Raw genomic sequence first — 23,314 nt, forward strand, 5'->3', positions numbered from 1 at the left:
CGCTCGCCGCGTCGACCGGTCCCGGTGCGACGTCCGACGGTCACAAGGTGCCGCTGCTGGCCAACGTCGGCGGTCCCGCCGATGTGCCGGCCGCGGTGGAGGCGGGCGCCGAGGGCGTCGGTCTCTTCCGTACCGAGTTCCTCTTCCTCGACGACAGCACCAAGGCGCCGTCGGAGGAGAAGCAGGTCGAGGCGTACCGCAAGGTGCTCGAGGCGTTCCCCGAGGGCCGTGTCGTCGTGCGGGTGCTCGACGCGGGTGCCGACAAGCCGCTCGACTTCCTGACGCCCGCCGACGAACCGAACCCGGCGCTCGGCGTGCGTGGCCTGCGGTCGCTCCTTGACCACCCCGACGTGCTGCGCACGCAGCTGACGGCGCTGGCCAAGGCCGTGAAGGGGCTGCCGGTCTACCTCGAGGTCATGGCGCCGATGGTCGCCGACCGCATCGACGCGAAGGCGTTCGCCGACGCGTGCCGTGAGGCGGGGCTTCAGGCGAAGTTCGGTGCCATGGTGGAGATCCCGTCGGCCGCTCTGCGGGCGCGCTCGATCCTCCAGGAGGTCGAGTTCCTGTCGCTCGGCACCAACGACCTCGCGCAGTACGCGTTCGCGGCCGACCGTCAGGTGGGCGCCGTGTCGCGGCTCCAGGACCCGTGGCAGCCCGCGCTGCTCGACCTGGTGGCGCTGTCCGCCGATGCGGCGAGGGCCGAGGGCAAGAGCTGTGGCGTGTGTGGCGAGGCGGCTTCCGACCCGCTGCTCGCGTGTGTGCTGACCGGTCTCGGCGTCACCTCCCTTTCCATGGGTGCGGCGTCCATTCCTTACGTACGGGCGACGCTGGGCAAGTACACGCTGGCCCAGTGCGAGCGTGCGGCGGCCGCGGCGCGTGCCGCGGACACCGCCGACGAGGCCCGGAAGGCCGCGCAGGCGGTGCTGTCCGGGGAGTGACCGGAAGTCAGGTGTGTGAGGGGCGCTCCATCCGCTGCGGGTGGGGCGCCCCTTCGCGTTCAGTGCCGGTGTTCCCCGTCGGGTTCCTGATCCCCGATGTCGGGTGCGGCGCAGTAGTCGACGCCGGACTCCGGGGCAACGAGGTCTCCTGACGCCGCGTCGGTGCAGTAGGCGTCGAAGACCTCGGCCGCGGTGAGGGGCAGGAGGCGCCGGCCGTGCAGGCGCCAGCCCTGGACGCGGTCGTGTTCGCCCTCGATGAGGGTGCGCATCACGACGCCCGCCGCGCTGCGGGTGGCGATGCCGACCGCGAGGACCGTGGTGAACTCCAGGGCTTCGGTCTCGTCGAGTTTTGTGGTGCCGTCGTCCTCCTGGGTCGCGTGCAGTGCGGCGAGGAGGGTCTCCCGGGCGGTGGGCACGCTGCACACGAGGTGCCGGGTGCCGGGGCGCGCGGTGTCGAGCAGTTGGACGAGCAGGTCCGATGCCCGGTCGAAGGCGGCGCGGCCGATGTCCTCGCCGCAGACCGCGCAGGCGCCGAGGCGGGCCAGGAGCAGGGTCGCGTACTCCCAGGTCGCCCGCCGGACCGCCTCGTCGACGAGGTCGGGGAGGAGGTCGGAGAGGGGCTGGCCTTCGTACGGAACGGTGGGTCCGGTGGTGGCCAGTTCGGCGGTGAAGCGGGTGCGGCTCGCGGGGGCGTCGGGGTCGAGGCCGGTCTCGGCGCAGTACTGCGCGTACTCCTCCGGGTCGAAGAGCACGACGGTGGTGTGTCCGCCGTCTTCGGCGAGTGACCTGAGGAGGCCTTCCGCCTGCCGGAGGTAGGCCGTGTGGTCGTCGAAGGTGAAGGTGCGGTAGTGGCGCATCGCCGCGAAGTCGTCCTCGTCGGCCAGCAGGCCGATGGTGCCGGCGACTTCGCGGCGTAGTGCGCGCCGTGTGGTGGTGTGCTGCGTGCGAGCCATGATTCCCCCTGCGGTACGTCGATCAATGCTCACTCAGAGTAATGGCGGGCACTGACAACGGCGGCGGGGCGGGGGTCAGGAGCGCTTGCGGGCCAGGTCCTCGTAGAAGCGGAGCAGGCCGAGGTTGTCCACGGAGCCGGGGTTGACCGCCTTCTCCAGTGCGGCGCCCTGGAGGAGCCGCTTGACCGGGACCTCGATGCGCTTGCCGGTGAGGGTGTGCGGGATGCCGGGGACCTCGATGACCTCGTCGGGGACGTGGCGCGGGGAGAGCTGGGCGCGGATCGTCTGCTTGATGCGGTCGCGCAGGCCGTCGTCGAGGGTGGCGCCGGGGGCAAGGTGGATGAAGAGGGGCATCCAGTAGCCGCCGTCGGGCTGTTCGACGCCGATGACGAGGGATTCACGGATCTCGGGGAGCCGTTCGACCGCCTCGTAGATGTCGGCCGAACCCATGCGTACGCCCTGGCGGTTGAGCGTGGAGTCGGAGCGGCCGTGGATGACGACCGAGCCGTGCGAGGTCACGGTGATCCAGTCGCCGTGGCGCCAGACGCCGGGGTAGGTGTCGAAGTAGCTGTCGTGGTAGCGCGTGCCGTCCGGGTCGTTCCAGAAGTGGATCGGCATGGAGGGCATCGGGTTGGTGACGACGAGTTCGCCGACCTCGTCGACGAGGGGCTTGCCCTGGGGGTCCCAGGCCTGGAGGTCCGTGCCTAGGCCGGGGGCCTGGAGTTCGCCGATGTGGACGGGCAGCGTCGGCACGGCTCCGGCGAAACAGGAGCAGACGTCGGTGCCGCCGCTGACGGAGGCCATCCACAGACCGCCGGGGGTGTCCGCGAACTCGTCGTGCAGCCAGCGGAATCCGTCGGGCGGCAGCGGGGAGCCGGTGGTGGCGACGCACTTCACGGCGGAGAGGTCGAAGTCGCGGGCCGGGTGGACGCCGGCTTTGCGGCAGGCCATGACGTACGCGGCCGACGTGCCGAAGAGGGTGGCCCCGGTGCGTTCGGCGATGCGCCACTGGGCGCCGGTGTCGGGATAGCCGGGGCTGCCGTCGTACAGGACGATCGTGGTGCCGGTGAGGAGGCCGGAGACGAGGAAGTTCCACATCATCCAGCCGGTGGAGGTGTACCAGAAGAAGCGGTCCTCGGGGCCCAGGTCGCAGTGGAGGCCGAGCTGCTTGAGGTGTTCGACGAGGATGCCGCCCTGGGACTGGACGATGGCCTTGGGCAGGCCGGTCGTGCCGGAGGAGTAGAGCACCCACAGGGGGTGGTCGAACGGGACGGGCTCGAAGACGGGGGCGGTGTCCGTCGCGGTGAGGGCCTCCCATTCCAGGGCGCCTTCGGGGGCTTCGGTGCCCAGCAGCGGGATGTGCACGACGGCGCGCAGGGTGGGCAGTTCCCGGCGCAGCTCGGCGACGGCGTCGCGGCGGTCGTGTTCCTTGCCGCCGTAGCGGTAGCCGTCGACGGTGAACAGGACGACCGGTTCGACCTGCTGGAAGCGGTCCAGGACGCTGCGTGCGCCGAAGTCCGGGGCGCAGGAGGTCCAGACGGCGCCGACGGCCGCGGTGGCCAGGAGGGCGACGACGGCCTGCGGGATGTTCGGTACGTATCCGCTGACGCGGTCTCCGGGGCGCACGCCGAGCGTGCGCAGCTCCGCGGCGAGGGAGCCCACCTGGCGGCGCAGCTCGCCCCAGGTCACGGTGGCGGGCTCGTGGGTCTCGTCGACGTGGAGGAGTGCGGGGTCGCCCGCGCGCGCGGGGTCCTCGGCGGCGCGCAGGGCGTGTTCGGCGTAGTTGAGCGTAGCTCCGGGGAACCATTCGGCGCCCGGCATCGAGCGGTCGCCGAGTACGCGCGCGTAGGGAGTCGTGAACCGCACGTCGAACCAGTCGGTGACTGATTTCCAGAAGGTGTCCAGTTCGTCCACGGACCAGCGGTGCAGTGCCGCGTATCCGCCGTCGGCGGGTGCTCCGTGCTGCTCGGCGGCCCACGCCTGGAACCGCGTGATCTGCGCGGCGGCGATCCGTTCCTGGTCGGGCTGCCAGAGCGGTGAGGGGTTCGCTGAGGACATGGGGCGGCTCCCGGGCTTTACGCGTCGTATGCGTGTGGGTGCGCGCGTGCTGGTTGTGCGCGCGACACGGCTGACAAGGACGATGCCACGTGATCGATTTCGACACCAGGGTGTGCCTCACACAGTCGGCGGGGCGACTATGTGCCGTCACCCCAGGTGAACGGCAGTTGAACGATCCACACGGGCGGCTTCTTCGGTGGCAAGGTGAGCAGCATGAACGGTCGTGACCTGGTGCGTTCGATGAAGGCGGTCGGCTTGATCGGTACGGCGCAGGGGTTGCGTGCGGTGCGGTCCTCTTGGGACAGGCGGCGGGCGGACGCGGCCGGTCTCGCTCCCCGGAGTGCCGAGCGTGCGCGGGTGCCCGGTCCGGTGGTGGGTGCGGAGCCGGGGCCCGGTGGCGGGGTGGTGCGGTTCGCGCGTTCCGAGCTGCGGGTGCGGGTCACGACGGGCGGGGCGATCTTCTGGGGTTGGGACGGCGCGCAGCCCGATCCTTCGTACGCGTTGGTGAGCGGGAGTCCCGAGGCGGATCCGCGGGCCGTCCTGGAGCCGGACAAGGAGGGCGGCTGGCGGGTGGTGTCGGAGCGGGCGACGGTGGTCGTCTCGCGCCTCGGCGCCGTGGAGCTGCGGACCCCGGGCGGTCTGATGCTGCGCCGGGATCTGCCGCCGCGCTGGTGGGCGGCGGGCGAGGAGCCCGGTCACTGGTTGCAGCGCTCGCAGGTGGCCGCGGAGGCGCGGTTCTTCGGGCTGGGGGGACGTGCGGACGGGCCCCGGCTGCGGAACGGCACGTACCGGCTGTGGAACACCGATCCCGGGGGGTCGTTCGGGCCGGGTGACGGTCCTTTGTACATCACGATGCCGGTGCAGTTCGTGGTGGCCGACGCGGGCTGTCATCTGGTGTTCTACGACAACACGTGGGACGGCACCGTGACGGTGCGCGAGGGTGAGGAGGGTGCGGGGTCGGGGCACGACAGGGCGGGTTCGTGCGAGGTGCGCATGGGCGGCGGGCCGCTGCGGTGCTGGGCGATGGTGGGCACCCCCGCGCGCGTGCTGCACACCTGGGCCTCGCTGACCGGTCCGCCCGCGCTGCCTCCCTCGTGGGCGCTCGGGCACCACCACGCGCGGTGGGGTTTCGGCGGTGAGCGGGAGGTGCGCAGGATCGTCGACGGCTACCGGGAGCGGGAGCTTCCGCTGGACGCCGTCCATCTGGACATCGATCACTACGACGCGCACCAGGTGTTCACCGTCGACAAGGAGACTTATCCCCGGCTGCCGCAGCTGGCCGACGACTTGGCCGGGGACGGCGTGCGTCTGGTGTCGATCGTCGACCCGGCGGTGAAGGCCGAGCCGGGCAACGAGGTCTATGACAGCGGGCGGGCGACGGACGCCTTTGTGCGCGATGCCGCGGGGCGGACGGTGCACGGGGTGGTCTGGCCGGGCCGTTCGGTGTATCCGGACTTCACGGACGCGCGCGTGCGGGCGTGGTGGGGCGGCCTCTACAAGGAGCGGCTCGCCCAGGGGTTCGCGGGTTTCTGGCACGACATGAACGAGCCGGTGTCCTTCGCGGCCTTCGGGGAGCCGACGCTGCCCCGTTCGGCGCGGCACGCCCTGGAGGGGCGCGGCGGCGACCACCGCGAGGCGCACAACGTGTACGGCCTCGCCATGGCGCGCGCCGGGTACGAGGGATTGTGCGAACTGCACCCCGAGGAGCGGCCCTTCTTGTTCTCGCGCTCCGGGTGGGCGGGGATGCAGCGCTATGGAGGCACGTGGTCCGGGGACGTGGCGACGGGCTGGCCCGGGCTGCGGGCGTCTCTTTCGCTGGTGCTGGGCCTCGGGTTGTGCGGCGTGCCGTACTCGGGCCCCGATGTGGGCGGGTTCGACGGCAGTCCTTCGCCCGAGCTGTATCTGCGGTGGTTCCAGCTGGGTTCGTATCTGCCGCTGTTCCGTACGCATGCCGCGTTGCGGGCCGGGCGCAGGGAGCCCTGGGAGTTCGGTCCCGATGTGCTCGGGCACGCGCGCGTGGCGCTCGTCGAACGCAGGAGGCTGCTGCCGTACTTCGTGACGCTCGCGCATCTGGCGCGGCGGACGGGGACGCCGTACGTGCGGCCCTTGTGGTGGGGCAGTCCGGAGGACCGGGCGCTGCGTGACTGTGAGGACGCGTTCTTGCTCGGGGACTGCCTCCTCGTGGCGCCCGTGTTCGAGCAGGGGGCCGTGCGCCGCACGGTGCGGCTGCCGGCGGGCCGTTGGTACGACACGGCGACGGGCCGGGCGTACGAGGGGCCCTCCCGGGTGGTGCTGGAGGCCCCGCTGTCCCGCGTCCCGGTGCTCGCGCGGGCCGGTGCGGTGCTGCCCGTGCGCGGCGCCGGCGGTGGTCTGGAGCTGGAGGTGTGGGCGCCGGCGCCGGGGCGTACGGGAGGTGGCCTGGTGGTCAGGGACGCGGGTGACGGGTGGGCTCAGCCGGAGATCGAGCGGTTCACCGCGCGGTGGGCCGACGGGGACGTGGTGGTCGAGCGGGACGGTGAGGAGGCGGGCGAGGTCGGGCTGCCGGTGACGGTGCGGGGAGGCGTACGGCCTCAGATGTAGCGGCCGTCGAACCAGGCCGCCACGGCCAGGGTGTGCAGCGGGAAGGCGAGTTCCGCCGGTTGGCGCAGCAGGTGCCAGCCGTCGGTCTCGGCGGTGGGCGCGGAGTCCGGCAGCTCCGCCGCCGGGCGCTCGGGCAGGAGGCCGAAGAGCAGCAGGTGGCCGTCGGGTGCGCTGAGCGCCCCGGCGAGGCGGACGTCTCGGCTGGCCGCGTCGATGCCGGTCTCCTCCCGCAGCTCGCGGACGACGGCGTCCCGCCAGTCCTCCCGGTCGTCGATGAATCCTCCGGGCAGGGCCACTCCCCCGCGCGCGGGGGCGATGGTCCGGGTCACGACGACCAGGGCGGTGCCCTTGAGGTCGTACACGGGCTGGAGCGCCACCGCGACGGGGAGCGGATTGCGGTAGGCGACCGTGCCGCAGGCGGGGCAGGTGCGGGGCCAGGCGGAGAGGTCCCCGTAGGGCGCCCCGCAGCTCGAACAGTGGGAGCCGGGGACGGGTTCGGCGTGGTGCTGGGATGCTGACACGCGGCGGACTGTATCCGATCTTCACGGTGACGGTCTTTCCCTCCGGGACCGGATCCTGATAGATGCAGGGTTCATGACAGGAATTGCCCCCGCGCTGCGGAATCTCGCCGTCACCGCCACCGCTCTCACCGCCGTGGCCGCCGCCTCCGTGCCCGCCCACGCCAAGCCCGAACCCAAGGCCCCGGACGCGTTCGTGGCGTTGCGGGACGTGGACCCGACGATCATCCAGGAGATGCGCTACTTCACGCCGCACAACTTCGTGGGAGAGCCCATCGACGGCTACAAGAAGCCGATGTGCATCCTGACCGAACCCGCGGCCAAGGCCCTGCACAAGGCTCAGCGCACGCTGCTGCGCAAGGGCTACTCCCTGAAGGTGTACGACTGCTACCGGCCGCAGCGGGCGGTCGATCAGTTCGTGCGGTGGGCCGAGGACCTCGGCGACGTCCGCATGAAGGCGGAGTTCTATCCCCATGTCGACAAGTCGCGGTTGTTCGAGGACGGTTACATCGCGGCGAAGTCCGGGCACAGCCGCGGTTCGACGCTCGATCTGACAATCGTGAGACTGCCCGCCCTGCCGACCCGTCCGTACGTCCCGGGCGAGCCCCTCACCCCTTGTTTCGGGCCACAGAAGGAGCGGTTCCCCGACAACTCCGTGGACATGGGGACGGGCTTCGACTGCTTCGACACCCTCTCCCACACGGACGACCCCCGGATCACCGGCAAGCAGCGCGCCCACCGCGATCTGCTGCGGGGCACGCTGACCAAGGCCGGTTTCACCAACCTGCCCGAGGAGTGGTGGCACTTCACGTACAAGCCCGAGCTCTTCCCCGACACGTACTTCGACTTCCCCGTGACGCGCCGTTCGCTGAACGGGAAGTAGCGGGTGCCGCGGTACTGACGGGATCCGGTTGCCCGTGGCACACTTCTGACGTTCCGTCAGATCCAGCGTCGTGGAGGAGCCTTGTCGCGTACGCGTACTCCCGTGGTGACCGGCTGGTTCGCCGGGGAGGGAGACAACTTCCGGCTGCTGGGCACGCGCTGCTCGGCCTGCGCGAGCGTCTTCTTCCCCCGCGAGGACGGCTTCTGCCGTAATCCCGGCTGCGTGGGCGGCGACCTCGACGAGGTGCCGCTCTCCCGGCGCGGACGCGTCTGGTCGTACACCGACAGCCGCTACCGCGCGCCCGCCCCCTATGTCTCCGATCCGGAACTTCCCTGGGAGCCCTACGCGTTGATCGCTGTGGAGCTGGAAGCGGAGCGGATGGTGGTCCTTGGCCAGGGGGCGCCGGGGGTCACCGTCGCCGATCTGGAGGTCGGCATGGAGGTGGAGGTGGTTCCCGGCGTCTTGGAGGAGAAGGCCGAGGAAGCCGGGACGGATGAGGGGGATGAGGCGGCCGGGGCCGAGGACGGCTCGGCGACGGCCTGTACGACGTGGTACTGGCGGCCGGTGGGGGTGAGCGCATGAGCAGCGAGGTGGCGGTGCTCGGCGCGGGCATGCACCCCTGGGGCAAATGGGGCCGGAGCTTCGTCGAGTACGGCACCGCGGCGGCCCGCGCGGCGCTCGCCGACGCCGGGGTGGACTGGCGTGACGTGGGGTCGATCGTCGGCGCGGACACCGTGCGGGGCGGCTATCCCGGCTATGTGGCCGGAGCGACGTTCGCGAAAGCCCTCGGCTGGCAGGGCGCGCGGGTGGCGAGCGTGTACGCGGCGTGCGCGTCCGGGGCGCAGGCGATCAACACCGCGCGGGCACAGATCCTGGCGGGCCTGGCCGACGTGGTCCTCGTGGTCGGCGCGGACGCCGCGCCCAAGGGGTTCTTCCGGCCCGCCGGAGGAGACCGGCACGACGACCCGGACTGGCTGCGCTTCCGGCTCCTCGGGGCCACCAACCCCACGTACTTCGGCCTGTACGCACGCCGCAGGATGGCCGTGCACGGCGACACGCTGGAGGACTTCGCCCAGGTCAAGGTGAAGAACGCCGCGACGGGCGCGCTCAATCCGAACGCCCGCTACCGCAAGACCGTCACCGCCGAGGAAGTGGCCGCGTCGGCCGTCGTGGCCGACCCGCTGCGGCTGCTCGACATCTGCGCCACCTCCGACGGGGCGGCGGCGCTCGTGCTCTCCAGCATGGAGTTCGCGCGGCGGCACGGCCCGGCGGAGCCGGTGCGGATCCGCGCGGTGTCCACGGTGACGCCGACGTATCCGACCACCGTCCTCGATCTGCCGGACATCGCGACGGACTCGGCGGCCGCCGTGGAGCCGGCCGACGGGACCTTCCGCGCCTCCATCGCGCGGGCCGCGTACGAGGAAGCGGGCGTCGGGCCCGAGGAGCTCTCCTTCGCCGAGGTCTATGACCTCTCGACCGCGCTCGAACTCCAGTGGTACGAGGATCTGGGGCTCTGCGGCGAGGGGGAAGGGGCCAAGCTGCTGCGGGAGGGAGTGACCGCTTTGGGCGGGCGCACACCGGTCAACCCCAGCGGCGGGCTCGCCTCCTTCGGAGAGGCGGTCCCGGCCCAGGCCATCGCCCAAGTATGCGAGCTCACCTGGCAGTTGAGAGGGACGGCCGGGGCGCGGCAGGTCGAAGGGGCCCGTGCGGGGATCTCCGCCAACCAAGGGCTCTTCGGGCACGGCTCCGCGGTCGTCGCGGTGCGCTGAGCGCCGGCACCGGCCCTCCCTGTGCCCCTCAAGCCCCTCTCATGCCCCACTCAAGCTCCTCACGGGGGCGGAGCGGGTCCGCCGCGAGGCGCGGCCACGGGTGCCCCGCAGGGGAAGGGATCACGCCGGTTAACCGTTGCCGTCCGCGACCTTGACGCTCCATCACCACCGGTGAACACTTCCGGTGTCAGTCGGCATCGCCGCACTACGGCTCCGCGCCACTCAGGGCCCCTGCACGCGCGAAGGCCTGCACGAAAGGCCTGTTCAGCGGGTCATCCCCCTCTGGGCGATTCGACTGCGACGGCACGCTCGCCATGGCAGCCGAGCGGGGCGCGGGAACCCCTGCCTTCGACTGACATCACCGGGAACGGCCAGGCAGTTGTCGTGGAACGCACCCAGCACGGAGTACCGGGGCCACCGCCCCGGGCGAGGCCCTAGGAGCCGCCATGTACTCGAATGGGGACATCTTCGTCGGTGAGATCATCGGCACCGCGATCCTGATTCTCTTCGGCGCCGGCGTATGCGCCGCCGTCACCCTGAACCACTCGAAGGCCAAAGCCTCCGGATGGGTCGTCATCGCCTTCGGATGGGGCTTCGGGGTGCTCGCGGGCGCCTACACCGCCGGCCCTCTGTCCGGCGGTCATCTCAACCCCGCCGTCACGCTCGGCATCGCGATCGACACCGGGGAGTGGGGCAAGGTCTGGATCTACCTGCTCGGGCAGATGGTCGGCGCGATGCTCGGCGCCGTCCTCGCGTACCTCGTGTACTACGCGCAGTTCAGCGCCAACGTCTCCGGGAACCTCAAGGACAAGCTGACGCCCGCCCACGAGCCGACGCCGACGCTGGGCATCTTCTCGACCATCCCCGAGATCCGGAACCCGGTCGCCAACGTCGTCACGGAGGTCATCGCGACGATCGCCCTGGTGCTGCCCATCCTCGCCTTCGGACTCACCGAGGGGCTCGGCGAGTCCGGCACGCAGACGCTGATCGTGGCGTTCCTGGTCGTCGGCATCGGCCTCTCCCTGGGCGGGCCGACCGGATACGCCATCAACCCGGCCCGTGACCTGGGCCCGCGCATCGTGCACACGTTCCTGCCGATCCCGAACAAGGGGACGTCCGACTGGAGTTACGCCTGGATCCCCGTGGCCGGGCCGCTGATCGGCGGAGCGCTCGCAGGTCTCATCTACAACGTAGCCTTCTGACGCTAGGGGTAGCCATGCCGGACAACTCCGAGAAGTTCGTCGCCGCCATCGACCAGGGCACCACCTCCAGCCGCTGCATCATCTTCAACCACTCCGGCGAGATCGTCGCCGTCGACCAGCGCGAGCACCGCCAGATCTTTCCCAAGCCGGGGTGGGTCGAGCACGACGCCACCGAGATCTGGTCCAAGGTGCAGGCGGTGGTCGCGGGAGCGATCGCCAAGGCCGGACTCCGTACCGACCAGATCAGTGCGCTCGGCATCACCAACCAGCGCGAGACGACGGTCCTGTGGGACCGCGCCACGGGCAAGCCCGTCCACAACGCGATCGTCTGGCAGGACACCCGGACGTCGGCTCTCTGCAACGAACTGGGCGGCGCGGACGGCCAGGACCGGTTCCGGGAGCAGACCGGACTGCCGCTCGCCAGCTACTTCTCCGGACCCAAGGCGGCCTGGCTGCTCGACAACGTGCCCGGCCTTCGGGCCCGCGCCGAGCGCGGCGAGATAGCGTTCGGCACGATCGACTCCTGGCTGATCTGGAACCTCACCGGCGGCACGGACGGCGGCGTGCACGTCACGGACGTCACCAACGCCGGCCGCACCATGCTGATGAACCTGGCCACCCTCCAGTGGGACCGGTCGATCCTGGCCGCGATGAACGTCCCCGAGGTGATCCTGCCGGAGATCAGGTCGTCGGCCGAGGTCTACGGCACGGCGGTCGGGCAGCTCGCCGGCGTGCCGGTGGCCTCCGCGCTCGGCGACCAGCAGGCGGCGATCTTCGGTCAGGCCTGCTACGACACGGGGACGGCCAAGAACACGTACGGAACCGGCAGTTTCCTGCTGCTCAACACCGGTAACCGGCCCGTGCCCTCGAAGAACGGGCTGCTCACCACCATGGGCTACAAGATCGGCTCCGAGGCACCCGTCTACTGCCTCGAAGGGGCGATCGCGATCACCGGCGCGCTGGTCCAGTGGTTCCGCGACCAGCTCGGCATCATCCGCAGCGCCGACGAGATCGAGCCGCTGGCCGCGAGCGTGGAGGACAACGGCGGCGCGTACGTGGTGCCCGCGTTCTCCGGTCTCTTCGCGCCCTACTGGCGCTCGGACGCGCGCGGCGTGATCACCGGCCTCACCCGGTACGTGACCAAGGCGCACCTGGCACGCGCCGTCCTGGAGGCGACGAGCTGGCAGACCCGCGAGGTCGTCGACGCCATGTACCAGGACTCCGGGGTGCAGCTGCGGACCCTGAAGGTGGACGGCGGCATGACCAAGAACAATCTGCTGATGCAGCACCAGGCGGATGTCCTGGGGGTGCCGGTGATCCGGCCGAAGGTCTCCGAGACGACGTGTCTGGGCGCCGCGTACGCCGCCGGTCTCGCGACCGGCGTGTGGAACGACCTCGACGAGCTGAAGGCGCACTGGCAGCAGGACGTCGAGTGGACCCCGGTGATGGACGCGGAGGTCCGTGAGCGCGAGTACCACAACTGGCACAAGGCGGTGGAGCGGAGCTTCGGCTGGCACGAGGACGGCGCGAGCTGAGCCGGGGATGACCGCGGCCCGTGCCCCTTGCACAGGGGGTACGGGCCGCGGCCGTGCACAGGCTCGCGCGCTCAGGTGGCGGCGGGCTCCCTGGCCGCGGCTGCGGTCGCCATCGCGTGCTGGACCACGCCGATGAGCACTTCCTTGACGGACTGCCGCTCGCGCGCGTCGCACATCACCACGGGCACCCCGGGGTCGAGGTCGAGCGCCTGGCGCACGGCGTCGGCGGGGTAGCGCGAGGCGCCCTCGAAGCAGTTGACGCCGACGACGAAGGGTATGGAGCGCCGCTCGAAGTAGTCGACGGCCGCGAAGCAGTCCTCCAGGCGGCGGGTGTCGGCCAGGACGACCGCGCCGAGCGCGCCGGTGGCCAGCTCGTCCCAGAGGAACCAGAAGCGGTCCTGGCCCGGGGTGCCGAAGACGTACAGGACCAGATCGTCGCGGAGCGTGATGCGTCCGAAGTCCATGGCGACGGTGGTGGTGTGCTTGCCCGCGACGCCGCTGGTGTCGTCGATCGGGCGGCCCGCCTCGCTGAGCAGCTCCTCAGTGCGCAGCGGTTTGATCTCGCTGACGGCGCCGACGAGGGTCGTCTTGCCCACGCCGAAGCCGCCCGCCACCAGGATCTTCAGCGTCACCGGCTCGACGGGGGCCTTGCCGCGCTCAGAACGCTTGAAGATCATCGCTCGCTTCTCCTGGATCAGTTGCTTCGGGGGATGCCTGTGGTGCGGGGGGTGTGCTTGCCGTGTCGCGGACGGTTTCGCCGGGATCGCCCGCGGGGGTCGCGCGCGCTCCGCCGGGGCCGCTCCCGCCGCCGCTGTCGCGCGGGGCCGGGCCGTATCCGCCGCCGCCCGGTGTTTCGATCACCAGGACGTCGCCGGGGCCGGCCTCCGCGAAGTCGCTGCCGTCCAGGTCCTGTACGCCGCCGTCGGCACGCTCCACGCGGCCCGTGCCGAGCGCTCCGGGGCTGCCGCCCGCCATACCGTACGGCGCCACCCTGCGGTGCTGCGAGAGCGTGGAGACCGTCATCGGCTCGCGGAACCGGATGCGGCGCACGGCACCGTCACCGCCGCGCCACCGTCCGGCGCCGCCGCTCCCGCGCCGTACGGCGAACTCTTCGAGCAGCACCGGCAGGCGCCACTCCAGGACTTCGGGGTCGGTGAGGCGGGAGTTGGTCATGTGGGTCTGGACGACGGACGCGCCGTCGAAGCCCTCGCCGGCCCCCGAACCGGAGGCCACCGTCTCGTAGTACTGGTGGCGGTCGTTCCCGAACGTCACGTTGTTCATCGTCCCTGAGCCCTCGGCCTGGACCCCCAGGGCTCCGTAGAGGGCGCCGGTGATCGCCTGCGAGGTCTCGACGTTTCCGGCGACGACGGCCGCCGGTGGCTCGGGGGCGAGGAGGGAGCCGGGCGGCACGACGATGCGCAAGGGGCGCAGGCAGCCGTCGTTGAGGGGGATGTCCTCGGCCACCAGGGTGCGGAAGACGTACAGGACCGCCGCGTTGACCACCGCGAAGGGCGCGTTGAAGTTGGTGGCGAGCTGGGGCGACGTGCCGGTGAAGTCGACGGTCGCCGAGCGGGCCGCGCGGTCGACCGAGACGCGGACCCGGATGACGGCCCCCGAGTCGGTTGGATAAGCGAACTGACCCTCTTCCAGTGTGTCGATGACCCGGCGCACCGCTTCCTCCGCGTTGTCCTGGACGTGCCGCATGTACGCCTGGACCACGTCGAGCCCGAAGTTCTCGATCATGCGGGCGACTTCGTCGACGCCCTTCTGGTTGGCGGCGATCTGGGCGCGCAGGTCGGCGAGGTTGGTGGCCGGGTTGCGGGAGGGGTAGGGGGCGTCGGTGAGCAGGCTCAGGGTCTCGGCCTCGCGGAGGCGACCGCCCTCCACCAGGAGCCAGTTGTCGAAGAGGACGCCCTCCTCCTCGATGGTGCGGCTGTTGGCCGGCATGGAGCCCGGGGCGATGCCGCCGATCTCCGCGTGGTGCCCGCGCGACGCCACGTAGAAGAGGATCCGCTCGCCGTGGGCGTCCTTGCCCGGGGTGTCGAAGACCGGCGTGATGACGGTGACGTCCGGGAGGTGGGTCCCGCCGTGGTACGGGTCGTTGACCGCGTACGTGTCGCCGGGGCGCATGCCGGTGCCGCGGCGCCGGATCACTTCCTTCACGCTGGTGCCCATCGAGCCCAGGTGCACCGGGATGTGCGGGGCGTTGGCGACGAGGTTGCCGTCCGGGTCGAACAGGGCGCAGGAGAAGTCGAGCCGCTCCTTGATGTTCACCGACTGGGCCGTGGACTCCAGGCGGGCGCCCATCTGCTCGGCGATCGACATGAAGAGGTTGTTGAAGACTTCCAGCAGGACGGGGTCGGCCGCCGTGCTCGCCGCGGAACCTCCGGGGACCCCCACCCGTTCCATGACCAGGTGTCCCTCACGTGACACGGCCGCCCGCCAGCCGTCGTCCACGACCGTCGTGGTGCTCGCCTCGGTGATGATCGCGGGCCCGTCGACGGTCTCGCCGGGCGGCAGTTCCTCGCGGCGGTGCAGCGGCACGTCGCGCCAGGCGCCGCCCGTGTGCAGGCGGACGGCCCGCGGGGCGCCGGGGTGCGTGTGGCCGGTGAGCACGGAGAGGTCGGGCTGCTCGGACAGGCCGGTGGCCTCCACGGAGAGCGCCTCGACGACGACGGGGCGGTCCAGGGTGAAGGAGTAGGTGGTGCGGTGGCGTTCCTCGAAGACGCGGATCATGCTGTCCGGCTCGGTGAGCTCCACGGTGAGGGTGGTGTCGGTGCCGTCGTAGCGCAGCTGGGCGCGGCGGGTGACGCGGATGCGGTCCTCGGGCACGTCCTCGGCGCGGAGTTCGGCGCGGGCCGCTTCCTCCAGGTCGTCGGCGGTCTTCATGACCCGGGGCATCGCGGCGGGTGCGAGCCGGGCCTCCACGGACTGCTCGCGCATCGCGGTGGTGTCGGCGAGGCCGATGCCGAGCGCGGAGAGCACGCCCGCCATGGGCGGTACGAGGACGGTGCGGATGCCGAGCGAGTCGGCGACCATGCAGGCGTGCTGGCCGCCCGCGCCGCCGAACGTGGTGAGGGCGTAGCGGGTCACGTCGTGGCCCTTCTGGACCGAGATGCGCTTGACGGCGGCGGCGATGTTGGCGACCGCGATCTGCAGATACCCCTCGGCGACCTGCTCCGGGGTGCGGTCGTCGCCGGTGCGCTCCCCGATGTCGCGGGCCAGTGCGGTGAAGCGCTCGCGCACGAGGGTCTCGTCCAGCGGCTGGTCGCCCCGCGGCCCGAACACCCGGGGGAAGTGGGCGGGCTGGATCCGTCCGAGGGCGATGTTCGCGTCGGTGACCGTGAGCGGCCCGCCGCCCCGGTAGCCCGCGGGGCCGGGAGCGGCGCCCGCCGAGTCGGGGCCCACGCGGTAGCGGCTGCCGTCGAAGTGCAGCACGGAGCCGCCGCCCGCGGCGACGGTGTGGATGTCCAGCATCGGCGCCCGCAGCCGTACGCCCGCGATCCGCGTGGTGAAGACCCGCTCGTACTCGCCCGCGAAGTGCGACACGTCCGTGGACGTGCCGCCCATGTCGAAGCCGATGACCCGGTCGAAGCCCGCGCGCTGGGACATGCGGGCCATGCCGACGATGCCGCCGGCAGGACCGGACAGGATGGCGTCCTTGCCGCGGAACTGGCCCGCTTCGGTGAGGCCGCCGTTCGACTGCATGAACATCAGCCGCACGCCGCTGAGTTCGTCGGCGACGTGCCGGACGTAGCGGTCGAGGACCGGTGACAGGTACGCGTCGACGACCGCCGTGTCGCCGCGCGGGACCAGCTTCATCAGCGGGCTGACCTCACTGGAGAGCGAGACCTGCGCAAAGCCCGTCCGGGCGGCCAGTTCGGCGATCGCCCGCTCGTGGGCGGGGTACAGATGGCTGTGCATGCACACGACGGCGACGGCCCGGATGCCGTCCTCGTAGGCCTGGCGCAGCGGTCCGGCGAGGCGCTCCAGGTCGGGTGCCCGCAGCACCTCGCCCTGGGCGGTGACCCGTTCGTCGGCCTCGATGACCCGGTCGTAGGGCAGCTCCGGCAGGACGATCTCGCGGGCGAAGATGTGGGGGCGGTTCTGGTAGGCGATGCGCAGGGCGTCGCCGAAGCCCCGCGTGATCACCAGGGCGGTGGGCTCGCCCTTGCGCTCCAGGAGGGCGTTGGTGGCGACGGTGGTGCCCATGCGGACGGCGTCGACGGGCACGTCCGCCGTGCCGTCCGGGGCGCCGGGGGCGGCGCCCAGTAACGCCCGGATGCCCGCGACGGCCGCGTCGGCGTAGCGGGACGGGTTGTCCGACAGGAGTTTGTGCGTGAGCAGCTCTCCGTCGGGGCGGCGCGCGACGATGTCCGTGAAGGTGCCGCCCCTGTCGACCCAGAACTGCCAGCCAGTCACGTCCCACTCCCGCTTCCGCGCTGTTCAGAGCGCCCGGAGGCCGTTGATCACGTCGCGCAGAATACTCTCGTCCGGCAGTTCCGCAGGGGGTACGGGACGTGTCACGTGCACCAGTTCGTCGTCCACGAGATCGCCGATGAGGACGCGGATCACGCCGATGGGAAGGTCCAGTTCGGCCGCCAGTTCGGCGACCGACTGCGGGCTGTCACGGCAGAGTCCGACGATGTCCACGTGTTCCGGGGACAGCGTCCTGTCCGCCTCCGGATCCCCGGCGCGGGCCTCCGCGATGACGACCGCGATCAGATCGAGGCGGTGCTGCGCCGGACTGGTGGTCCGGCCGCGCGTCATGGCGTACGGCCGCACCACGGGCCCGGCGTCGTCGTCGAACCAGCGATGGGTCCCCTGTGTCCCTGTGCCGTCTTCGCTCATACCCTCCCGCTACCCTCCCGTGGGCAGGTCGGTGCGCGGCGCCGTACCCAGATGCACACCCACCCTCTTGACCAGCAGCGTCATCTCGTACGCCACCAGACCTACGTCGGAGTCGGCGTCCGCGAGGACGGCGAGGCAGCTGCCGTCGCCCGCGGCCGTGACGAAGAGGAACGCGTCGTCGAGTTCGACCACCGTCTGGCGGACCCGGCCCGCCTCGAAGTGTCGCCCGACGCCCTTGGCGAGGCTGTGGAAACCGGAGGCGACAGCCGCGAGGTGCTCGCTGTCCTCCCTGGTCAGATCCGCCGATACGCCGGTGGGCAGGCCGTCGCCGGAGAGCACGAGCGCCTTGCGGATGCTGGCGACCCGCTGCACCAGGTCGTCGAGGAGCCAGTTCAGCTCCCTCGCTCCCCCGGGTGTGGCGGTACGTGCGTCGGCCTTCGGTGCGGTCATCGACCGTCCCCCTCAGATGTCGTTCCTGGTGCTGTGCCGTCCTGGGCGTCTTCGCCCGCGGCGTTCTCTTCTCGGCCACGCTTCCAGCCGCGCTGGAGCGAAGCCATCCGGCTGCGTACCTCGTCGGCGTCGCGCTCTTCCGGCCTGGTCCTGGCCGGAGCGGAGTCGCGTTCCGTGCGTTGGTCCGGCCCGTCCTTCAACTGTGGGGCGAGATTGGCCTGGCGGACGCGCCGGGGCAGTCCGCCGGGTGCGGTGGCGGGCGCCGGCGCGGGGCCGACGCGGGACTCGGTCTCCGTACGGGGTGCTTCCGTACGGGGTGCTTCCGCGCGCGGAGGCTCCGTCCGCGCGGGCGCCGGGCGCCGGCTGCGGCGCGGGAGGTCGGGCGGGATGTCGGCCGCGGTGACGTCGCGGTGCGGCGGCGACAGGTCGGGCCAGGCGGACTGCGGCTCGGGGCGGCGGGGCAGGTCGATGGGCTCCGCAGCGGGGCGGCCGCTCCGGTCCCGGTCCACGGCGCCGCCCTGCGGACGCCCGAGGGGGGCCTGGGAGCGCCCCACGGGGGTCTGGGAGCGCTCGGGGCGCTCCGGTGCCGCGTCGTCGTCATCGGCCGCGCCCCGGGGCCTGTTGTGCGTCACGGGGCGGCCGTGCGAGGAGACCAGCTTCGGGGTCCTGCGCCGGGGCAGCTGGACGGGGTCGCCGGGCGCCGCGTCGTCGTCCGGGACGCCGAAGCCGTTGCCGCCCGCGGCCCTGGGCCCGCCGGTGCGCGAAGGCAGGTCCTCGGGGCGGGCAGGCTCGCGTTCGCCCGTCTCCCGCTCCTCGCGGGCCTGCTGGTGCTGTTCGTCCCCCTGGAGCCCGGTCATCCGGCGGCGCGGGCGGAAGAGGCCGCCGCGCTCGCTGTCGGTGTCGCCGAGGTCGCCGAGGTCGCCGAGCGCCCCGGGGAAGGGGTCGAGGCCGGCCATGCCGACCGGGGCCTCCAGCTCGACGGGGCCGTCGAGGACGGAAGCGGGAAGACCGGGCAGCTGCACGGGCACCTGGCCGAGCGCGGCCTGCTTGTCGCCCGAGGCGTCGCGGCCCACGGCCTCCTTGGGCTGCGGCCGGTCGAGACGGAACCCGACGCCGTTCGTGTCCGGCACGTCGTCGGTGAGCAGCGTCTCCGGGATGAACACGACCGCGGTGATCCCGCCGTACGGAGAGGGCTGCAAGGAGACGCGTACGCGCTGGCGCTGGGCGAGGCGGCTGACCACGAACAGGCCGAGGCGGTCGGTGTCGGAGAGCTCGAACTCCGGGGTCTCCGCGAGGCGCAGGTTGGCGTCCAGGAGGGCGTCGGCGGCCATGCCGAGGCCCCGGTCGTGGATCTCCAGGGTGAAGCCGTTGGCGACGTGCTCCCCGAGGACCTGCACCGCGGTGTGCGGCGGCGAGAACACCGTGGCGTTCTCCAGGAGTTCGGCCATCAGGTGGGTGAGGTCGGCGACGGCCGGACCGGTGACGGCGATGCGCGGCAGGCGCCGCACCTCGATGCGCTCGTAGTCCTCGACCTCGGCGACGGCCGCGCGGACGACGTCCATGAGCTGGACGGGCTTGCGCCACTGCCGGGAAGGGGCGGCGCCGGAGAGGATCACGAGGCCCTCGGCGTGCCGCCGCATGCGCGTGGTGAGGTGGTCGAGGCGGAAGAGGTCGGCGAGTTCGTCGGTGTCCTCGGTCCTGCGCTCCATGGTGTCGAGCAGGGTGAGCTGCTTGTGCAGGAGCACCTGGCTGCGCCGGGCGAGGTTGACGAACACCTCGGAGACGCCGCGGCGCAGGTCGGCCTGTTTGACGGTGGCCTCGACCGCGGCGCGCTGGAGGGTGTTGAGGGCCTGGCCGACCTGGCCGACCTCGTCCTTCTCGTAGGTCAGACGGGGTGCCTCGGTCTCCACGTCGACCTGCTCGCCCGCGGCCAGGCGGCGCAGCACGCCGGGCAGCCGCACGCCGGAGGCCTCGTGGGCCTCCAGGCGCAGCCGGCGCAGGTCGCGGATGAGGCTGCTGCCGATGCGCACGGACATGAAGACCGAGAACAGGAGCGCGAGCAGACCGAACACGCCCGCCACGACGACGCGCACGATCACGCCGACCGCCACCGGCTCGACACGCTCCTGGAAGCGGTCACCCGCCGCCTTGTCGCGCTCGGCGAGGTCCTTGAGCGCCTTGCCCGCTGCGTCGTCCCAGCGTGCGGTGGTGACGGCGCGCGGGGTGCCGGGCGAGGACTCGACGACGTCCTTCTCGGCGGACCTCAGGGCCGTCGTCTCGGCGCCGTTCCAGTAGCGCTCGTATCCGGCGCGCTCCGATTCGGGCAGCTGGGCGAGGTTGACCTCGTACAGCAGGGTGCGCTGGGCCCGGAGGTCGGAGATCTCCCGGATCTCGGTCTTGGTGAGCCGGCGCGCGACCAGGGCGGAGCCGAGCAGCGCGTCCTCGCGGGAGAGCAGTTCGCGGGCCCGTGCGACGCCGACGAGGGCGCGGCCCTGCTGGTCGATCTTCACGTCGTCCAGACCGTGCAGGGTCATCAGGAAGCCGTAGCAGGGGTCGATCAGCTTCGTGTACATCTTCAGGGCGCCGGCCCGGGTGATGGTGCCTTCCTCGACCGTGCGGCGCAGGGACTCGATGCCCTCGAAGGAGTCGAGGAGCGAGGCGAGGCGGTCGGCCGACTGGCCGGTGACCTCGTCGCGCACGTCCTGGTGTCCGGCGTTCTCGACGACCTTGGCGACCATGTCGTCGGTGGACGTCTGGCTGCGGCGCAGCGCGGCGAGCGCGTCGGAGGCGCGGGGGTCGGCGAGGTAGACGAGGGTCTGGCGCCGTTCCTGCTGGATGACCCGGGCCGCGTCCTCGATCGGATAGCCGATTTTGTCGACGACCTTGGAGACGTCGATGAGGTCCTTGGCGGACTGGCCCGTCAGATAAGTGGCAAAACCCCACATCGCAGTCAGGGAAATGAGCGGCACCAGCAGCAATGCCACGATCTTCCGGCGGATGGACTTCCCGCGAAAGCGCATGGCCTCCCCCAGATCGGCCCCCTGCGGCCGCGCTAGGGCCAGGGGCACACATGTGCGTCAACAAACGGCGTGAGCCTACTACTGACACTGGAGTAACTCGAAGGCACGTCCGGACGGATTTCAGCCGTGACGCAAAATGAGCGTCCCCAGTTGTCCCTTCAATTCGGGAGATTGCATCCCGCGTGTGGCACATGCCACTCGGCACGGTCCGCCTGGCCCCGGGGCCCAGTTGGCCGGAACTCTTCGCTTTTCCGAACCGGGCGGGAATCATCCCGGCCCGCCATTCGTCATTCCGTACGGGAGTTGGGGACAGCGGGCATCAGGGGCCGCGGGCCGTCATCAGGTGGCGTAAAGCCTCATATACCGGGCAGCCACAGGAAAGTCGGATCCGCCGGCATCTCATCGAACGGCCCGTGGGGCATCGGGGGAGTGACGAGTCAATGGGCACGGCAGAACGCCAGAGGACGACCGCGGATGAGCACGAGGCATCCAGGCGTCGGTCCGGCGAGTACCGCAGGGAGTTGTGGGTCGAGGAGCCGGCGCGCAGACGCCGCCTGCCCGATCCGGTGCGCACGGCCGCGGTGCGCGCCGTGATCATCGTGGCGCTGACGCTGATACAGGCGATGACGGCGTTCCTGTGCACCCTGGCCGGTTCGTGGCTGTCGTTCCCGATGGTGCTCAGCAGCGTGGCCAGCACCGTCGTGGCCACCTGGGGCGTCCTGGACGTCTGGGTCACGCGCCAGGTGTGGAACCAGCGCAACGGCGTGGTGTCGGTGCCCAGCAGCACCGCACGCCAACTGCGGCGCGAGCGGCGCCGGGCCCGCCGCCAGGCCAGGACCGCCGCCCGGAGCGAGGAGCGCATACGCCGCAGGGGCGGGGCCGGGCAGCTGTCGCACTCCTAGGCGCCGCCAGGAGTCAGGCGGCGACGGGCACGTCGGCCAACAGGCCGCGCCGCATCCGCATGAACGGGCGCGGACGGTCCACCGCGAGCACGGCCGTGGTGCGCCCCTCCCGTTCGTACGCGGCGAGGAAGCTGCCTTCCTCCGTCGAGCCCTCCAGGAGGCGCACGGTGTCCTCGGGGCGCCGCCGTCCGGCGAACTGGATGCGGGAGCCGTACTGATCGGACCAGAAGTACGGCAGCGGGCGCACGCTCTCGGCGGTGTGCCCGGCCAGCAGGTTGCGTACGGCGACGCGGGGTTGCTCGGTGGCGCTCGTCCAGTGCTCGGCCCGCGCCCCGCCCACGCGGGCGACGTCGCCCACCGCGACGACGTGCGGCACCCCCGTGACGCAGCCGTCGTCGCAGAGCACCCCGTCCCCCACGGCGACCGTGGAGCCCGCGAGCCAGCCGGTGTTGGGGACCGCCCCGATGCCGACGACGACCACATCGGCGGGGAGCAGCCGGCCGTCGGCCAGTTCCACCGCGCGTACGGCCCGGCGGCCGTGCAGGGCGGCGACACCGGTGCCCGTCACCAGTTCCGCTCCCCCGCGCGCGTGCAGTCCGGCGCAGAAGGCCGCCATGTCCGCGCCCAGTTGCGGCAGCAGGGGCAGCGGGGCGGCCTCGACGACCGTCACGTCGTGCCCGAGCGCCGCGCAGGAGGACGCGGTCTCGGCGCCGATGAAGCCACCGCCGATCACGACGACCCGGCGCGGGCCCGCGGTCAGCTCCGCGCGCAGGCCGCGGGCGTCGTCCAGGGAGCGCAGGGTGTGCACCCCGGCCAGGGCCGGCCCGGGGAGCCGGCGCGCGGAGGCGCCGGTCGCGATGACCACCCCGTCGCTCGCGACGGTCCTGCCGTCCTCCAGGAGCACGGTACGGCCGCGGGGATCCAGGCCCCGGGCGCGCGTGCCGAGCAGCCATTCGGCGGCCAGTTCCGCGCTCTCCTCGTCGTCGGACAAGGCGAGTTGGGCCTCGTCGGCCGTGCCGAGGAGGAAGTCCTTGGAGAGCGGCGGCCTGTCGTACGGTTGATGCGGCTCGTCGCCGATGATCACGAGCCGTCCGTCGTATCCCTGGGCGCGCAGTTCACGCGCCGCGTAGAGCCCGGCGAGCGAGGCGCCCACCACGGTGATGGTTCTCATGCGGCGGAACCCTCCTCGGCCACGAGGTGGACGTGGATCGTGCCGTCGTCGACGCTCACCCGGTGGGTGCGCACGGCGCGGCGGGCCGGCAGGCAGGTCGGCAGGCCGGTGCGGAGATCGAAAGAGGCGGCGTGGAGCGGGCATTCGACCAGGCAGCCCTCCAGCCACCCCTCGGAGAGGGAGGCGTCCTGGTGGCTACAGGTGTCGTCGATGGCGTAGATCTCGCCGTCGGCGTTGAACACCGCGACGGGAGGTGTGGTGTCGACACGGACGGATTCGCCCGCGGGGAGGTCTTCAAGGCGGCAGACGGGAATCATGGGCCCCCCTCTTGATCTGTCTCGGCCCGGTCCTGAGACCTTCTCGGCCCAGGACCCTTCGGTAACATGATGTTTCGCATGGCGCACGAGGGAGCGCTATGCGCAACAGAATCCGGTCGGGACGCCCGCCGCGTCAAGGGCTTCCCGCAGATGCGGCTTCAACAAGC

At 71.8% G+C, this 23,314-nt stretch carries 18 protein-coding genes (1 of these 18 cut by a window edge); 8 read left to right on the forward strand and 10 right to left on the reverse strand.

Going from position 1 to position 23,314, the window contains the following annotated elements:
* Positions 1-938: the 3' portion of a phosphoenolpyruvate--protein phosphotransferase gene (gene ptsP / locus QBL25_RS08675; protein ID WP_409056436.1), read on the forward strand. The gene continues 733 nt to the left of window position 1, outside the view; the window shows 938 of its 1,671 coding nt (coding positions 734-1,671); its start codon lies beyond the left edge, outside the window; the stop codon is at positions 936-938.
* A gap of 59 nt (positions 939-997) precedes the next feature.
* Here the strand turns inward: ptsP and QBL25_RS08680 are convergent, their stop codons facing one another.
* Both QBL25_RS08680 and QBL25_RS08685 read right to left on the reverse strand, forming a co-directional pair.
* Positions 998-1,891, reverse strand: coding sequence for a hypothetical protein (locus QBL25_RS08680; protein WP_409056437.1), 894 nt, complete (start codon positions 1,889-1,891; stop codon positions 998-1,000).
* A gap of 75 nt (positions 1,892-1,966) precedes the next feature.
* Entirely contained in the window at positions 1,967-3,949 is a 1,983-nt protein-coding gene (locus QBL25_RS08685; RefSeq protein WP_409056438.1) for an acetoacetate--CoA ligase, read from the reverse strand.
* A 213-nt stretch (positions 3,950-4,162) separates the two neighbouring features.
* Between QBL25_RS08685 and QBL25_RS08690 the strand changes: the two genes are divergently transcribed.
* A complete protein-coding gene (locus QBL25_RS08690; RefSeq protein WP_409056439.1) occupies positions 4,163-6,529 on the forward strand; it encodes a TIM-barrel domain-containing protein in 2,367 nt (788 codons plus the stop codon).
* Here the strand turns inward: QBL25_RS08690 and QBL25_RS08695 are convergent.
* Complete coding sequence (locus tag QBL25_RS08695) at positions 6,520-7,050, reverse strand: NUDIX domain-containing protein (RefSeq protein ID WP_409056440.1); 531 nt, start codon at positions 7,048-7,050, stop codon at positions 6,520-6,522. The genes QBL25_RS08690 and QBL25_RS08695 overlap by 10 nt on opposite strands.
* A gap of 73 nt (positions 7,051-7,123) precedes the next feature.
* Between QBL25_RS08695 and QBL25_RS08700 the strand changes: the two genes are divergently transcribed.
* The 5 genes from QBL25_RS08700 (at position 7,124) to glpK (ending at position 12,436) form a co-directional block, all read left to right on the forward strand.
* Positions 7,124-7,930 (forward strand): M15 family metallopeptidase, encoded by an 807-nt coding sequence (locus QBL25_RS08700; RefSeq protein WP_409056441.1) that lies wholly within the window; start codon positions 7,124-7,126, stop codon positions 7,928-7,930.
* Positions 7,931-8,032: 102 nt separating this feature from the next.
* Entirely contained in the window at positions 8,033-8,512 is a 480-nt protein-coding gene (locus QBL25_RS08705; protein WP_409062586.1) for a Zn-ribbon domain-containing OB-fold protein, read from the forward strand.
* Positions 8,509-9,699, forward strand: coding sequence for a lipid-transfer protein (locus tag QBL25_RS08710; protein WP_409056442.1), 1,191 nt, complete (start codon positions 8,509-8,511; stop codon positions 9,697-9,699). Before QBL25_RS08705 ends, QBL25_RS08710 begins: the two co-directional genes overlap by 4 nt.
* Positions 9,700-10,145: 446 nt before the next feature.
* Positions 10,146-10,901 (forward strand): MIP/aquaporin family protein, encoded by a 756-nt coding sequence (locus QBL25_RS08715; RefSeq protein WP_409056443.1) that lies wholly within the window; start codon positions 10,146-10,148, stop codon positions 10,899-10,901.
* Between the two features lie 14 nt (positions 10,902-10,915).
* Positions 10,916-12,436 carry a glycerol kinase GlpK gene (gene glpK / locus QBL25_RS08720; RefSeq protein WP_409056444.1) on the forward strand — a complete coding sequence of 507 codons (1,521 nt, stop codon included), beginning with the start codon at positions 10,916-10,918 and terminating at the stop codon, positions 12,434-12,436.
* A 71-nt stretch (positions 12,437-12,507) separates the two neighbouring features.
* Here glpK and QBL25_RS08725 read toward each other — a convergent pair whose 3' ends face one another.
* Genes QBL25_RS08725 through QBL25_RS08745 form a run of 5 tightly spaced genes read right to left on the reverse strand, consistent with a single transcriptional unit; the run spans position 12,508 to position 20,757 of the window.
* Complete coding sequence (locus tag QBL25_RS08725; protein ID WP_409056445.1) at positions 12,508-13,113, reverse strand: GTP-binding protein; 606 nt, start codon at positions 13,111-13,113, stop codon at positions 12,508-12,510.
* Positions 13,094-16,858 (reverse strand): hydantoinase B/oxoprolinase family protein, encoded by a 3,765-nt coding sequence (locus QBL25_RS08730; protein ID WP_409056446.1) that lies wholly within the window; start codon positions 16,856-16,858, stop codon positions 13,094-13,096. The genes QBL25_RS08725 and QBL25_RS08730 overlap by 20 nt, the downstream gene beginning before the upstream one ends.
* A gap of 24 nt (positions 16,859-16,882) precedes the next feature.
* On the reverse strand, positions 16,883-17,287 hold the full coding sequence (locus QBL25_RS08735; RefSeq protein ID WP_361844008.1) for a DUF742 domain-containing protein: 405 nt from the start codon (positions 17,285-17,287) through the stop codon (positions 16,883-16,885).
* 9 nt (positions 17,288-17,296) lie between these two features.
* A complete protein-coding gene (locus tag QBL25_RS08740) occupies positions 17,297-17,737 on the reverse strand; it encodes a roadblock/LC7 domain-containing protein (RefSeq protein ID WP_409056447.1) in 441 nt (146 codons plus the stop codon).
* Positions 17,734-20,757: a nitrate- and nitrite sensing domain-containing protein gene (locus QBL25_RS08745; RefSeq protein WP_409056448.1), complete on the reverse strand. Its 3,024-nt coding sequence runs from the start codon at positions 20,755-20,757 to the stop codon at positions 17,734-17,736. The genes QBL25_RS08740 and QBL25_RS08745 overlap by 4 nt, the downstream gene beginning before the upstream one ends.
* 440 nt (positions 20,758-21,197) lie before the next feature.
* Here QBL25_RS08745 and QBL25_RS08750 point away from each other — a divergent pair, with 440 nt between their 5' ends.
* Complete coding sequence (locus tag QBL25_RS08750; protein ID WP_409056449.1) at positions 21,198-21,659, forward strand: hypothetical protein; 462 nt, start codon at positions 21,198-21,200, stop codon at positions 21,657-21,659.
* 13 nt (positions 21,660-21,672) lie between these two features.
* Here the strand turns inward: QBL25_RS08750 and QBL25_RS08755 are convergent, their stop codons facing one another.
* A complete protein-coding gene (locus QBL25_RS08755; protein WP_409056450.1) occupies positions 21,673-22,830 on the reverse strand; it encodes an NAD(P)/FAD-dependent oxidoreductase in 1,158 nt (385 codons plus the stop codon).
* A complete protein-coding gene (locus QBL25_RS08760) occupies positions 22,827-23,147 on the reverse strand; it encodes a bifunctional 3-phenylpropionate/cinnamic acid dioxygenase ferredoxin subunit (RefSeq protein ID WP_409056451.1) in 321 nt (106 codons plus the stop codon). The genes QBL25_RS08755 and QBL25_RS08760 overlap by 4 nt, the downstream gene beginning before the upstream one ends.
* Between the last annotated feature and the right edge of the window lie 167 nt (positions 23,148-23,314).

The organism is Streptomyces sp. SYP-A7185 (assembly GCF_046103685.1).
Classification (GTDB): domain Bacteria; phylum Actinomycetota; class Actinomycetes; order Streptomycetales; family Streptomycetaceae; genus Streptomyces.